The following is a 13,785-nucleotide window of genomic DNA, read 5'->3' on the forward strand; positions in this document are numbered from 1 at the left end:
CACTTATAATCCGCAACCATAGGCGGCGTACCGACCCGCGGCGCCGAGCTTCTTATCCCATTCCTGCCACCTGCCCTCTCCCATGCGCCCCTTTCGCCGACGTAGCGCCCACGCTGTTCTCTCGCTTGCGCTGACCACTGGTATTGCCATCGCGGTACCCGCGCTTCTTGTGCCCGCTGCCCATGCGCAGCCGTCGCCCGTGGTGTGGCAGATGGCCACCGAGTATCCAGCCACGTCGATGCCCGGCGAGGGGCTGAGTACGTTTGCACAGGAAGTTGCCGCACGCACGCAGGGTGCGCTGGCCCCGCAGCCAACGTTTGACGCGGCAGCGGGCTTCAAATCTGCGCAGATGCCGGCCGCGATCCGCGATGGCAAGCTGCAGGCCGGCGATGCATTCGGCGGGGCATTGGGCGAGATCGATCCGATCTTTCTGCTGTCCTCGCTGCCGTTCGTTGCCACGACAGTGGATCAGGCCCACCGACTTGCCGATCTGGCCCGCGCCGATTACGCCCGGGCCTTCGCACGGCAAGGCCAGCATCTGATCTACATCACCCCCTGGCCGCCGACTGGCTTGTGGTCGCGCAACGCGGTGGGCTCGCTCGATGCACTGCGAGCGCTTTCCGTGCGCGCCTATGACGAGACCTCGGCCGAAGTCATGCGCGCAGCCGGCGCCAAGGCGCAGAACCTGTCGTTTGCCGATGCCATGCCGCGCCTCAAGGACGGCTCGGTGAATGCCGTGCTGTCGTCGGGCGATGGCGGCGCCGGGCGAAAGTTGTGGGATTACCTGCCCCACTTCACAGCCATCGGCTATGCCATGCCGCTGTCGTTTACGACGATCAACCTCGCCGCGTGGCAGGCGCTGACGCCCGCCCAACGCGATGCCGTCGCCGCCGCGGGCCGGGCAACCGAAGACCGGCAGTGGGCGCGCCTCGACACGCGGCTGGCCGAGAACACGGCTCGCATGCGCGCCAACGGCGTCACGATCGAAGATCATCCCGCGCCAGCCGTGCAGCAGGCGCTGCGCGACGCGGGCATGAGCGCCGTGGGGGCCTGGCAGGCGCGCGTCGGCGAACGCGGCGCGGCCTTGCTGAAGACCTATCTGGGCACCGAGCCGGGGTCCTCGCGCTAGGTCGTGGAGCGCGTTCGCGGCCCAGCGCCGTTCCGGCCGGATGATGATCCGGCCGGCTCGTCCCGCCCTCTCCCTCCCGTCCTCTCCCCCCGCTCCTTCGCCTCCCCCGTCCCGGCGCCAATCGCGCACGAATCCGTACAACGATGATCGGTGGCGGAACACCCGTTTTGGGCTAGCATCGCGGGTGTCCCGATTCCGAGCTGGAGCCCATGTCATCGTCCCTATCCGGCCCCGCGCGCCTCGCGCTGGCCACCATGACCCTGATCGCGGTATCCACGGTCACGTTCGCCGCAGGCACGGCAACGTCGATCGACAAGGTCCCCGGCAAGCTGACCACGCCCGAGGGCCGCGCCGTGTTCGATCGCGAGATTCGCGGAACGCCGCAGGCGGATGGATTCGGCACGCAATTGCCCGAAGGCTTCACGGCGGCCCAGCTGGTGCGCCAGATGGTGCCCGGCGCCAACCCCGCCGCGCTGGTGCTCGCGGGCGTCAAGCCATGGCCTGGGCAGCCCGACCGGTATGTCGCCGTGGTGTGCCTCGCCGAAACACCGGAGCGCGCCACGAACGAACGCAAGTACTGGAAGGATCAGTGCCGCACCGATTCGACCGAAACATGGTTCGCGATCTTCGGGCGCGCGGCGGGCGCGGAACCGAGGCTGATCGCGCGCACGATGGAACCGGTCCGGACGCCGACCGACTGGAACGGATCGAACCTCGACGCCCCGCAAGCCATTGACGACGGCGGCGGCCCGCCAGAATCGTGGCTGCGCTTCGACCTCGCCGCCTACAAGCTCGGCGACGGCCACCCCGCGTTTGGCGTGCGCGCCGGCTGGAGCGAAGGCTACGCCGGTGGCGGCGCCTCGTTCGAGGCGCTCTACCTGTTCATGCAGGACGGCAAGACGCTGCGCCCGGTATTTGCAGCGCCGATGTCCTTCATGAAGATGATTGCCGGAGACTGGAACAAGGACGGCACCCGCAATCACGACGTCACCGACGGCAGCAATGTGCTCGTCGTCTCGGACCGCGCCACCGCGGGCTACAGGGATCTGCAACTGCGCGAACGCAAGGGGTCGTGGCGGAAGACCTATCGCTGGTCGGAGAAAGATGGCCTGTACGTGCGTCAATGATCTTGCGTGGCGGCAGGCGCCTATACGCCTGTACGCCCATGCCTGTACCTCCAAGCCAGTGCGCGATTGCAGCGCTATCCCGACATCGTCGTTGGCATGCTGCTGATCGGCCTGCTCGGCATGGGCAGCAGCGCGCTGGTGCGCGTGGCGGGCCGGCTGGTCACGCCCTGGCTGGCGGCATCGGGGAGCGCGCGATGAGGCCGTAGGCGTGCTCGGGTGGCTGCGTCACGAACCGTCCCTGCCCGCGCTGTCCGCGCTAGCGAGCAGCGACAGCGATGCCGATGTGCGCCGCGCCGCGATCGGCGCGCTCGGCTTTGCCCATGACGACAGCGTGCTGCCACCGCTGCTCGGCGCGCTGCGCGATGCGCACTGGCAGGTACGCGAGGAAGCGGCCGTGACCCTTGGCAAGCTGCGGCTGCGTGCCGCGCGCGCGGGACTCGAGGCCGCGCTCGACGACGAATACTGGCAGGTCACGCTGCAGGCCGCGCGGGCGCTGGGCCGCCTCGGCGAACGCGCCAGTGCGGCGCCGGTGGCAAGTCTGCTCGCGTTTCCGCTCAGCAACGTGCGCAAGGAGGCCGCGCTCGCGCTCGGCGAGCTGGCCGAGGCACGTGACACGGCTATCCTCGCAGTGCTCGAGGCCGCGCTGGGCGATGGCGATCCCGAGGTACGCAAGTCCGCGCGCATCGCCATCGCGCAAATTCGCGAACGAGTGTCGGCCGCTTAGGGGAGCCTTGCTGCGGGCCGCGCCCACCAACTACCGTTTCTGCTTCCGCATGCTTCCGCGTACCCTCAGCTCACGCTTTGCTGTGGCATCGAAACTTTCCGCGTAGCCAAGTCGGCGAAAGCGCTCGATCAGGAAGTCCACAAAGACGCGAGTCTTCCCAGGCAGCAAACGCCGGGACGCGTAGTAGAGCGATATCATCCCGGCATCCGCATGCCAGTCTGGAACGAGCCGGACCAGCCGGCCTTCGGCCAGATCGGCAAGGACGTCAGGCAGGGCGAGTAGGGCCACACCCAGTCCGAGGCGCGTGGCTTCGCGTACCGACGCGGGATCGTTCATCACGATGTCCTCATTCAGCGCCACTGCCGCTTGCTCGCCTTCGGGGCCGAGCATCGTCCATTTGCGGATGCGTCCAGTTGCGGTGCTTCGCATCGCGATGCCACGCAACTGTCCCAGTGCTTCGGGGTGTCCAGGTATGTCCGCGACGCCCTGCAAATACGCAGGCGAAGCCACAGCGACGATATGCGCTGGCGCAAGCCCCCTGGCGACGATACCGGGCGACAGTTCGAAGCCGCCCCCGATAGCCAGGTCGTAACCCTCATGAACGAGGTCAACCTGGCGGCTCTCGAAATGCCATTCTGGCCTGACACGCGGATATCGCCGCAGGAAGTCAGGCAACAACGGCAGGATATAGGCCTGACCCAACGTCGGACTCAGGCTAACCCTCAAAACCCCTGCCGGCTCGGCCGCGCCCGATGCGGTTTCTTCGATGGCGGACTGCAGCGTATCCAGACTGCCTCCGATCGAATCGAGAAAGCGCTCGCCTGCCTCGGTCAGCGTTATCCGGCGCGTAGACCGCTGCAGAAGGCGCACGCCGAGGTTGCGTTCCAGCATGGCGACGTTGCGGCTGACGGCAGCGGGTGTCAGTCCTAACCGGCGCGCCGCTTCAGAAAAGCTCCGCAGTTCCGCGCTCTTCGCGAAGCTTTCCAGATTGGCCAGCGTTTCCATGGATTTTCAACGATCGCTTGAAGATGGATCAAGTTTAAACCATCTAATCAAGCCGCTATCCGCGCTCTAAGCTTCGTACCAATGCAACGCCATTCAACCCGAAGACACGCAACGCACAGGAGCAAAGATATGAACACGCTGAACACTCAAATCCAAGGCCGCCCCCTGGCTGGCAAGGCCGCTATCGTCACCGGCGGATCCCGCGGCATCGGCGCTGCCATCGTTCGACGACTTGCGCGCGACGGCGCAGCCGTGGCATTCAGCTATGCCGCGTCGGCCGACCGCGCGAATGCGCTGGTCGCCGAAGTCGAGGCAGCCGGCGGCCGCGCCATCGCCTTCCGCGCCGATCAGGCGAATGCGGACGAAGTCCGGCAATTGGTCGCGCAAGCCCATGCGGCGCTAGGCCAGCTCGATATTCTCGTGAACTCCGCCGGCGTGTTCGTCACCGGCCCCGTCGACGATCCGGCCGCCGATCTCGCCGCGTTCGACCGGCAGCTCGACGTCAATGTGAAGGGCGTAGCGACCGCCGTGCGTGCCGCCGTACCCCTGCTGCGCGAAGGCGGCCGCATCATCTCCATCGGTACAACGGGCGCCGTGCATATTCCCTTTGCCGGCGCGGCGGACTATGTCGCATCCAAGGCCGCCGTGGCCGCCTATACGCGAGGTTGGTCGCGAGATCTGGGTCCGCGCAATATCACCGTCAACCTGATCCAGCCTGGCGCGATCAACACGGAAATGAATCCGGAAGACGGCCCCTTTGCCGACACGCTCAAGGGCATGGCATCGCTTGGACGGTACGGCCAGCCGGAGGACATCGCAGCCGCCGTGGCATTTCTGGCTGGCCCCGACGCGTCCTATATCACCGGTACCACGCTGAACGTAGATGGCGGCCAATCGGCCTGATCAACCAAGTCGAACCTACGTGGGAGCACGACGATGGCACAGCTTATTCGCATGTACGAGACAGGCGCACCGCAGGTGTTGCGGGTGGAACGAGAAGACCCCGGCATGCCCAGCCGCGGCGAGGTACGCATCAGCCAGGACGCCATCGGCGTCAATTTCGTGGACACCATGGTGCGAAACGGCAGCTATCCCGTGCCGCTGCCCACAGTGCCTGGCTTCGAAGGCGCGGGTACGGTCACCCACGTCGGGGCGGATGTCAGCGGCTTCGCGGTCGGCGATCGCGTAGCGTATTTCTTTGCCGCGGGCGGATATGCCAGCGAGCGACTGGTCCCGGCCGAATCTCTCATTCGGCTTCCCGACGACATCTGCACGTTCACCGCTGCAACGTTCCTCGCAAAGGGGTTCACAGCCTGGATGGCGCTGCGTGCCTTGTACCGGCTCGCGCCAGGGGAGACGGCGTTGGTCACGGGCGCATCGGGGAGCGTTGGCAGCATCTTGTCACGGTGGGCGAAGTCGCTGGGTGCTACCGTTATTAGCGTCGCTGGCTCTCAGGACAAGCTGGCGAAGGCCCGCGCCGGCTCGCATCACGCGCTATACGCCGGGGATGCAAGTCTCGACAAAAAAATCAGCGCGTTGGCGCCGCAAGGCGTGAATGTCGTGTTCGATCTGGTGGGACAGGCCACCGCGGACGTGGCTGCGCGATCCGTGCGAAGCGGCGGCACCATTGTCGCCATCGGCGGCGCCTCAGGCAGCCCACTGGCCGCATCCGCCGAGTTGGCAGAGCGCGGCGTTCACATCAAACGGGGAGGGACACCTCAGTTCGTCAATGGCGTCACCATCGGGGAGGCGTCGAGCGAGTTGTTTGCTCTGATCCGGTCTGGCGTCTTTCGGGACATCGACGTCGTTCACTTCGAGCTCACCGATGCGCCTTTGGTCCACCAGTCGATCGAACAGCGGGCTATCGGCGGCATACCGCTGCTGGTGACAAACCGCCGCCAGCTTGCCGCGATCTCGCCTTGAGCCGGCCTGCCCGAACTCTGCGTCGCATGCAACGCCAGCCGACGCGCACGGCGTCCGAGCCCATCAACGGAAGACGCTAACCGCTTCCACCAGCCGGGTTGCCTGTTGCCTGAGGCTTTCCGCCGCGGCGGCGCTTTCCTCGACCAGTGCCGCGTTCCGCTGCGTGATGTCGTCCAGTTCGCTGACGGCCTGGCCGACCTGGGTAATGCCGCTGCTTTGTTCGTTGGTCGCGGCGCTGATATCGGCGATCAGATCGGAGACGCGCTTCACTTGAGCGACGATGTCGTCCATCGTCTTGCCAGCCCCGTCCACCAGCTTTGCACCGGAGTCGACCTTTCCGACGCTTTTGCTGATCAGCGCAGCGATCTCCTTCGCCGCGCCGGCGCTGCGCTGCGCCAGCGCGCGAACCTCTCCGGCGACCACCGCGAAGCCTCGCCCCTGCTCACCGGCACGCGCGGCCTCTACCGCGGCATTCAGCGCGAGGATGTTCGTCTGGAAGGCGATTTCATCGATGATGGCGATGATGTCGGCAATCTTTTGCGAACTGGCCGTGATCTCGTGCATCGTGGTCACGACCTCGGACATCGCCTGCCCGCCCCTGGTTGCCGCCACGCTCGCCGCTTCCGACAACTGCGTTGCCTGGATCGCGGTTTCCGCATTGCTCTGCACGGTTGCGGTCATCTCCGTCATGGACGATGCGGTGTCCTGCACGTTCGTCGCGGCCTGCTCGGTGCGCGACCTCAGATCGTGGTTACCTTGAGCGATCTCGTTGCTGGCCGACTGAACATTCAAGACTTGTCCGCTGACGTCGTCAATCAGCCAGCGGAACATCAGGCCCAGCTGGCTGATGGTCCGCAGCGTCATGCCAATTTCGTCGACGCGATCGATGGGATCGACCTTCTGGCTTTCCCCTGACGCAACCCGCAGCGCCTCATCTCGCATCCGCTCGAGCGGCCGCGAGATTTGCGCTTCGAGCCACATGGAAACGAGTAGCGCGCAGCATGTCACCACGGCCGCCAAGCCTCCGAGGGCCACGTCGGCCACGCCCAGTGCCCATGCGCCGATGATGATCGAAGGGACCATGATCATGAGCGCGGAACGGATCCGCCAGCGCACGCTCATGGTCTGGAGTGCGGACAGCCAACGCGTGGGACCGGTCCTGACGATCAGGCCCTTATGAAAGCGAATGCCGCCGGCATTGCCTTCACGAAAGCGGCGATATAGCGTGTCGGCCTGCTCGATCTCCGCCGCCGTCGCTTTGGTCCGTACGGACATATAACCGACCGGCCGGCCATCGCGAATGACGGGAACGGCGTTGGCGCGCACCCAGTAATGGTCGCCATTCTTGCGCCGGTTCTTGACGAGCGCGGTCCAGGGTTCCCCGCCCTTGAGGGTGGACCACATGTCGGCGAAAGCTTCTTCCGGCATGTCGGGATGACGCACGATATTGTGCGGCTGGCCCTGAAGTTCGTCGGCCCCAAAGCCGCTGACCTCGACGAAGGCGCTGTTCGCGTAGGTGATGTGGCTACGCGTGTCCGTCGTCGACATCAGCGTCGCGTTGTCTGGCAGCTCGAATTCGCGTTGGGTGACAGGTTGATTGTTCTGCAAAGATGTAAGCCTATTCAATGGTCCGACTCGGCGCGCCAACTGCTGAAGTTTTCGCGCCGATACCCATATTTACGGTGTGGGAATACGGATCTTTAGGCTTGTACGTGTTTCTGCGCGTCGATCTCCGGCAGTGCCTTACCACATCACGCGCACACCGAGCCTGGCGCCGATCGCATTGCTGTCACCGAAATCCTGCACGCTGGTGCGAGCAAGCAGTTCGCCATAGACGGTGTATCGGTCATCGTTCCAGTTCATCGATGCGCCGATGCCAAGGCCCGCCCACAGCGCCTGCTCCTTGCTTACCACGTTGATGTCGGCAACACGTGCCGACGTGCCGTGCAGGAAGTCGTAGTACAGGTTCGTGATGCCGTAGACGTGCGAGCGGCTGGTCTTGCCGTTGGCGGCCGTCCACTTGGTCTCGTGATCGAGGGACACTCCCAGGCGCGAGACCAGGCTGTTGCCGTTGTCACGCGATACGTTGGCGCCGTACTGGTCGGTGAACGCGTCGAAGCGGACCTGCGACCAGGCCAGTTGTGCCTGCGGCGTGATCGACCAGTTGCCGCCCAGCGGGAGCTGGTGGCCGGCTTCCACGCTGGTGGCCACGCCACTGCCGCGATTGCCGTTGGCCAGCTTGGCAGAGAGCGTCGTCGATCGGATATCGGTGTCGTACCACGTCAGCGTGGCACGCGCATCGACATACGAACCATTGGTGCCATACCACGTAGCCGTGCCGCCGAAACCATACCCCGTTGCATCGATCGCGCCGTTGCCGAACATCGACGACACGTTGGAGTTCGCAATGCCGTAGTGGAAGGTCGGGCCGACGACCAGCGTGCCGGCGTCGTTCTGGATCACAGGGGCGTCCACACCGCCCTCGAACTTCCACATGCGCACGTTGTAGCTGGCGCTGGTGGCGCTGGTGGACGGATCGATATGGCTGTTCGAGCCTTCCACGCGCGCCCAGGCGCCGCGACCGATGACAGGCTTGCCGGCGTCCTGCTCGGCCGGCACCGAGGCATTCGGCGACCACGAACGGTTGCCCACGCGTTGCTGCAGCGTGCCCAGTTCGTTGAAGCGCTGCATGACGCTCGAATAGGCCTCGTACAGCGGCACGGTCGGGGCCAGCAGGGGCGCGGCAGCCGTGGCGGAACCCGAGGGGCCCACCGTGGACGCGTCGACCAGCGACGAGCGCAGATACCAGTCGCCATCGGTCGGCGTCGAGACGCCATTCTTGACCAGACGGTAGCCGTACGCACCTGCCACCACGGCCTGTTGGCCGTTGAAGGCGTAGTCGCCCGCTAGCGTGAAGTTGCCGTTCGACGCGCCTTGCACATCGATGACCTTGATGCCTTCGACGGTCGGAGCACCGGTGCCGCCAACCTTCACGGCCCTGACGATGCTGGTGCCCGAGGTGTCCCCGGTCACGACCAGTCTCCCGGTCGCGGAACCATCGCCGCCATACACCGTGTTCACGCGCACAATACCGCTATTGCCGATGTAGTTGCCGGCAATCGTCAACATGCCCGAGCCACCGCCCGGTGTGACCGTGCCAGCGTTCGTGACGTTGCCGAAGATCGTGCCGGTCCCGGAGAGCGTACCGGCCGCGTTCACGGTCACGGGGCTGGTAATCGAGCCGTCGATGGCCAGCGTGCCGAGGTTGACAGCGGTCGCACCGGTGTAGGTTTGCGCGGTGTTGAACACCGTCGTGCCCGTGCCGTTCTGCGCCACCCCACCGGCACCCGAGATGAGGTTGCCGAAGGTGTAAGTGTCCGAGCGGTTGAACGCCAGCGTGGCGCCGTCGTTGACGACGACGTTGCCGGCCAGGCTGCCGCTGGTGCCGCCATTGCCGATCTGCAGCGTCCCCTGGTCGACCGTCCATGGCGTGGTCATCGTGCCCGTGCCGATCAGGGACCAGGTGCTTGCGCCCGTCTTCGTGAGGCTATCGAAGTAGCGGTACTGGGCGGTGTCGCCGATGGTCGAGACATCGAATACCGCGTGGGTGTCGCCACCCAGGCGGAACGCGTCGTTCGCGCCCGTCGCGCTGGCGATGACATTGCCAACGATGCTCGAACCCGCCTGCAGTTCCAGCGTGGCACGGCTGGTGGCCGTGCTGCCGAACTGTATCGCGGTGTCCGCGCCTTCGCCGGCCCGGATCGTGCCCGAATTCACGAGGGTGACGGCCGGACTCGCCGACGCAAGCATTGCTGCCGCGCCTCGACCGCCCTCGATGAGTCCGCTGTTCTCGACGGAGTACGTGCCGCCTGTGATCCTCACGGCGTACCCGCCGCCGGACCCGCCGCTGAGATCGCTGCCACCGCGAATCGTCCCCTGGTTCAAGAGGCTGGTTGCGCCAGTGACGGCCGTGAACGAGATACCCGCACCCCCCACGCCTCCAACAGCGTCGCCACCCGCGATCGAGCCCGACGCAGCATTGACGATAGTGCTATTGCCAAGGGCGCTCACCCCTACGCCGCCAGTCCCGGTAACAGCCGCTCCACCCTTGATGGAACCGTTGTTGTCGAGCGTCCCGACGTTTATCAGAAAGCCGATCGTACCGTTTCCGGTGGTACTGGTTTGCGCACCACCCGTGACTGAGCCATTGGTAATGGCGGTCCCACTAGTTTGAGCGAGAGCGCCCGTCGGCGCGGCGCCGGTCGTACCGACGTACGTCCCCGTGTACGTTCTGATAGACCCACTGCCTGTGAAATTGCCAGCTCCAACACCTTTCGTCAAAACGTAGCCTTGCGTATCGAAGATGATCGGCTTGCTCGGCCCTGTAAAGGTCGCTGTGCTCGTCAGCGTAACGTTCGTCGTCAATCGAATGGTGGACGTGGGATCGCCATCCGAAGCAGCGGCTGCGAGTGCGGCGCGCAATTCGGCGTCGCTGCTGACGAGATACTCCGCTGCCGATGCGCCAAGCGGAAACAGCAGCGCAACGGCAACGGTGATGGACGACACTTTCGGCGCGCGCACATCGGCGCGTCGCATTCCGCGACAAGAAAAGGACTTCATGCAAACACCCCGTGTTTGTGGTTTGTATTGTTTTACTTACATGTACGACGGGGCGAATGATAGATCACGTGGCGGTGTTATGTAAGCCGGGGTCGCGTTGGAGCGCTGTGCACCGCAGTACTGGTCAGGGCTGTTGGTACAGCCATACCGAGCCGTCGGCGAATGTAGCGGCGATGCGGACCTTTCCATCCGCGTCAACGGCGCTCACGAAATCCGTGGGCGTCGAGCCCATGGGCAACCCGACCGTCACCGTAGCGTTGGTGTCCAGCTTGCGCAGACTGAAGGACGACGCGGACAGCCCTACGATGACATTCGGAACGGCGCGCAATTGCACAAACGCCGGGGGCAAGTTCCACAGGCTCGCGTAGGACGCGCCGGGAAATGGTCGGCTGACGATGCCCAGACTGGCCGCGTAGCCATAAACCCGACCCGATTCATCCGCGACATCCGCGGCGACCTCGCCCAGGCTAAGCGTCGCAGGCGACGTGTACGTGTAGGCGAGCATACCGCCATCGTCACGAAGTACCTCGTTCACGCCGTCATTGTGGAGGGCCATGCCGCGGTCCCCGCTCGCAAATGGACGGGCATCGAGAATGGGAGCCACCGTCGCGACAGGAAACGAAGGGGTCGCCGCGCTGCCCACTCGTTGCAGCCAGTACTGCCACGAATTGGCGCACCACCCCATGGACGCGATGCCGATGCCATCGGTGGTCTTTACAAACGAACGTCCGCCCGAGGGCGCACAGCCGCGCAACGCGACGTCCGTCCTCAGACCCGCCAGATCCGCATCCATGTATCCGAAGGGCGTGCTGACGTCATCCTGACCCAGCTGCACCATGAGCGACGAATTCGCCGGATTCGTCGCCGCCGCGAGCCAGATGCCATTTGCGGTGGCCGGCAACGAGGCGGTCGGCTCGGTCGGGGTGCTACCGTTAGCTCCAAAGCGCTCCAGCCGCGCGGGATGCGTACCGTCCGCGGTCAGGCGCCACACACGCGTGCCATCGATCGCCACCCTGACGATGGAGGGGTTCGCGATGGGCGCGTCCGGCAAACGCGTCCACAGCCCAGGCGATGACAATGGCAGCGAGCTGCTGTTGAAGCGGCCATCCGGGTAAGTTGCCGTCACCGTGAGCGTTGCGGTGTAGGCGGCCGCCTGTGCGGCATCCATGCCGATGGTCACGCTGCCACCGCTGCCGATACTGACGATCGAAGCCGCCGAGCCGCTTTGCTGGATCGACCATGCCAGCGTTGCCTGGCCAGCCAGGTTGGCGCCTTGTGCATCGGTGAACGTTGCCGTCACGGTGCCAGTGTGGCCAGGATTGATACTCAGCGAGGACACCGAGAATCCGATCGCCGGAAGCGGCACCGCCGGGCGCGTGAGCGCCGTGTTGGCGCAGAGCCGGTCACCGGCTGGCGTGCTCGAGCACGCGGTGAGCTGGCCCGCTGCCGCGAGCGTCCCGGTGGTCGAGACCTTTGCCGACCGGCTATCCGAAGCAGGCGTCACCGCGAAAGCGCTGTTGTCGGTGGACCAGGACCAATCCTTCAGGTCCGCGACGCCATCGACACCGTCCGAACGCCGCACGACCGCCGTGACGGCTTGTGCCGCTGCGCCGGTATTCAACGTCAGCGTGGAGGGCGATAACGTCAATGCATACGTCTTTGCCGCTGCCGGCTGCACGGACAGATGGGTGGTGCTGCTCGCCTGCGTGCCATCGGACAGGGTTGCCGTGGCGACGATATCCGCCTCCCCCGCAGCGAGCAGCCGGACCGTGGCATAGATACCCACCGGCCGCGTCACGCTCGCGGCCGCGGGAGAGATGTCCGCGGCCGACACCACCGTCGCAACGGCATCGTTCGACGATGCCCATGCGAACTTTGCGCCCTGGACTTCCTGCCCGTTCTTGTCCAGCAGCGTAGCTTTGAGTGTCAGCGTGCCGCCCTGCGCCGGTGCCGCTGTTCCCGTGTCCACCACGAGGCGGCTTGTGGGCGCCTGCGTGGCGGCGGGCGCTTGCGCGTCGTCTCCGCCGCAGGCGGAGAGCAGGCTCGTTGCAACGACGAGCGACAAAAACCAGGACGCGCGCCCGCGCACGCCAGCGTGAAGACCGTGGGACATGTTGACCTTACCCGTTTGATATTTGTGAGCGCATATCGCCCGCCGCTGCAGGCTGCATGGGCGTCCGGTGTACCGGGTAAAGGCAATACATTCGGGCGAATCTAGCAATGGGGGCTTGCGCCTTCAACCCCCACTGCCGGACTATCAAGTTATGCGCGGCGATGCCGTTAATTCAGGCCGACCATGCCGCTATGGTCCTGCCTCGATGGTCTGGATCGCGCGACCCCCAATCGTCATACGCCGCGCTACACGGTAGGAACTGTGCCGCCGTCAATCCGATACTCGGTCCCCGCGATCGAAGCGGAGCGCGGCGATGCCAGGAAGGCGATCAAATCGGCAACCTCTTGTGGTTTGGCCGGTCTGCCCACTGGAATCCCTCCCAGCCAGTCCATGACGAGCTTCTTGCCACCTTCGTAGTCCGTTCCTGCCTCCGCACCCATCCGCTCGGCGAACGCTACGGAAGCCTCCGTCTCGATCCAGCCCGGGGCAACACTCAGCACGCGGACGCCCTTTGGCGTTACCTCTCTCGCCAGCGCCTTGCTATACGTGGTCAGGGCCCCTTTCGCTGCGGCGTAGGCGGTTGTAGATGTGTGCAGAGGCAGCACGCGCTGGATAGAACTGACATGGATGATGACACCGGAACCCTGAGCCAGCATGCTCGGCAGCAATGCACGATCCAGACGCACGGCAGGCATCAGGTTGAGATCCAGCTCGGCGAACCAGTGATCGTCGCTGATTGCAGCGAAACCGCCAGCGGGAGTCTTTGAGCCGCCAAGCACGTTGATCAGGATGTCGATTCCGCCCCAATCCCGCAGAACGGTCTGGGCAAGGCGACTGGTGCCTTCCGCCGTGGACAGGTCGGCAGCGACGTAGTTGACCCCGTCAATTTTTTGCTCGGGGATGGTGCGCGCGGATGTCGCTACCCGGGCGCCCGCCTCGGCGAGGGCTTTCACGACTGCGGCGCCAAGGCCGAGTGTGCCGCCGGTCACGAGTGCCCGCAGGCCATTCAGATGCAGGTCGAAGCTCATACTGTTTTCTCCATAGAGGGGATATGAATTCAGTCAGGATGCCCACTACGTGCTCATTAGAGAATCGTCTAGAATCCGAATAACCTGTTCATTTATCAGTGCATAATCCTCCGCGG

At 65.1% G+C, this 13,785-nt stretch carries 10 protein-coding genes and 2 pseudogenes; 7 read left to right on the forward strand and 5 right to left on the reverse strand.

Annotated elements, in window-relative coordinates; all coding sequences use genetic code 11:
* Positions 1–82: 82 nt before the first annotated feature.
* From KHP16_RS20640 to KHP16_RS20655, 4 genes and pseudogenes are all read left to right on the forward strand, one after another.
* Positions 83–1,129 carry a TRAP transporter substrate-binding protein gene (locus tag KHP16_RS20640; protein ID WP_121492460.1) on the forward strand — a complete coding sequence of 349 codons (1,047 nt, stop codon included), beginning with the start codon at positions 83–85 and terminating at the stop codon, positions 1,127–1,129.
* A 209-nt stretch (positions 1,130–1,338) separates the two neighbouring features.
* Positions 1,339–2,256: a hypothetical protein gene (locus tag KHP16_RS20645; RefSeq protein ID WP_244835925.1), complete on the forward strand. Its 918-nt coding sequence runs from the start codon at positions 1,339–1,341 to the stop codon at positions 2,254–2,256.
* A gap of 57 nt (positions 2,257–2,313) precedes the next feature.
* Positions 2,314–2,454: pseudogene (locus tag KHP16_RS20650) on the forward strand (ABC transporter permease); the annotation flags it as partial.
* Positions 2,447–2,980, forward strand: a pseudogene (locus tag KHP16_RS20655) (HEAT repeat domain-containing protein); the annotation flags it as partial. The pseudogenes KHP16_RS20650 and KHP16_RS20655, both read left to right, overlap by 8 nt.
* 30 nt (positions 2,981–3,010) lie before the next feature.
* Here the strand turns inward: KHP16_RS20655 and KHP16_RS20660 are convergent.
* Positions 3,011–3,985 carry a LysR family transcriptional regulator gene (locus tag KHP16_RS20660; protein ID WP_211961022.1) on the reverse strand — a complete coding sequence of 325 codons (975 nt, stop codon included), beginning with the start codon at positions 3,983–3,985 and terminating at the stop codon, positions 3,011–3,013.
* A 129-nt stretch (positions 3,986–4,114) separates the two neighbouring features.
* Between KHP16_RS20660 and KHP16_RS20665 the strand changes: the two genes are divergently transcribed.
* On the forward strand, positions 4,115–4,888 hold the full coding sequence (locus KHP16_RS20665; RefSeq protein ID WP_121492457.1) for an SDR family oxidoreductase: 774 nt from the start codon (positions 4,115–4,117) through the stop codon (positions 4,886–4,888).
* Positions 4,889–4,921: 33 nt separating this feature from the next.
* The gene (locus tag KHP16_RS20670) at positions 4,922–5,908 is read left to right on the forward strand and encodes a zinc-binding dehydrogenase (RefSeq protein WP_211961023.1); all 987 of its coding nucleotides are present in this window, start codon (positions 4,922–4,924) and stop codon (positions 5,906–5,908) included.
* 63 nt (positions 5,909–5,971) lie between these two features.
* Here the strand turns inward: KHP16_RS20670 and KHP16_RS20675 are convergent, their stop codons facing one another.
* Both KHP16_RS20675 and KHP16_RS20680 read right to left on the reverse strand, forming a co-directional pair.
* The gene (locus tag KHP16_RS20675) at positions 5,972–7,516 is read right to left on the reverse strand and encodes a methyl-accepting chemotaxis protein (RefSeq protein WP_244835926.1); all 1,545 of its coding nucleotides are present in this window, start codon (positions 7,514–7,516) and stop codon (positions 5,972–5,974) included.
* Positions 7,517–7,651: 135 nt separating this feature from the next.
* Positions 7,652–9,790: an autotransporter family protein gene (locus tag KHP16_RS20680; RefSeq protein ID WP_211961024.1), complete on the reverse strand. Its 2,139-nt coding sequence runs from the start codon at positions 9,788–9,790 to the stop codon at positions 7,652–7,654.
* A 481-nt stretch (positions 9,791–10,271) separates the two neighbouring features.
* Between KHP16_RS20680 and KHP16_RS20685 the strand changes: the two genes are divergently transcribed.
* On the forward strand, positions 10,272–10,613 hold the full coding sequence (locus KHP16_RS20685) for a hypothetical protein (RefSeq protein WP_183084816.1): 342 nt from the start codon (positions 10,272–10,274) through the stop codon (positions 10,611–10,613).
* Between the two features lie 39 nt (positions 10,614–10,652).
* On the opposite strand, the gene KHP16_RS20690 is transcribed toward KHP16_RS20685, so the two are convergent.
* Together KHP16_RS20690 and KHP16_RS20695 are read right to left on the reverse strand one after the other, a co-directional pair.
* Positions 10,653–12,641, reverse strand: coding sequence for an Ig-like domain-containing protein (locus tag KHP16_RS20690; protein WP_211961025.1), 1,989 nt, complete (start codon positions 12,639–12,641; stop codon positions 10,653–10,655).
* Between the two features lie 245 nt (positions 12,642–12,886).
* The gene (locus KHP16_RS20695; protein ID WP_211961026.1) at positions 12,887–13,669 is read right to left on the reverse strand and encodes an SDR family oxidoreductase; all 783 of its coding nucleotides are present in this window, start codon (positions 13,667–13,669) and stop codon (positions 12,887–12,889) included.
* Between the last annotated feature and the right edge of the window lie 116 nt (positions 13,670–13,785).

This window comes from Cupriavidus plantarum, from assembly GCF_905397285.1.
GTDB lineage: Bacteria > Pseudomonadota > Gammaproteobacteria > Burkholderiales > Burkholderiaceae > Cupriavidus > Cupriavidus plantarum.

Coding starts and splice junctions, on each gene's coding strand:
- KHP16_RS20640 (WP_121492460.1), top strand. CDS start 83: ATGCGCCCCTTTCGCCGACGTAGCGCCCACGCTGTTCTCTCGCTTGCG.
- KHP16_RS20685 (WP_183084816.1), top strand. CDS start 10,272: ATGATCGGCTTGCTCGGCCCTGTAAAGGTCGCTGTGCTCGTCAGCGTA.
- KHP16_RS20645 (WP_244835925.1), top strand. CDS start 1,339: ATGTCATCGTCCCTATCCGGCCCCGCGCGCCTCGCGCTGGCCACCATG.
- KHP16_RS20695 (WP_211961026.1), bottom strand. CDS start 13,669: ATGAGCTTCGACCTGCATCTGAATGGCCTGCGGGCACTCGTGACCGGC.
- KHP16_RS20660 (WP_211961022.1), bottom strand. CDS start 3,985: ATGGAAACGCTGGCCAATCTGGAAAGCTTCGCGAAGAGCGCGGAACTG.
- KHP16_RS20670 (WP_211961023.1), top strand. CDS start 4,922: ATGGCACAGCTTATTCGCATGTACGAGACAGGCGCACCGCAGGTGTTG.
- KHP16_RS20665 (WP_121492457.1), top strand. CDS start 4,115: ATGAACACGCTGAACACTCAAATCCAAGGCCGCCCCCTGGCTGGCAAG.
- KHP16_RS20690 (WP_211961025.1), bottom strand. CDS start 12,641: ATGTCCCACGGTCTTCACGCTGGCGTGCGCGGGCGCGCGTCCTGGTTT.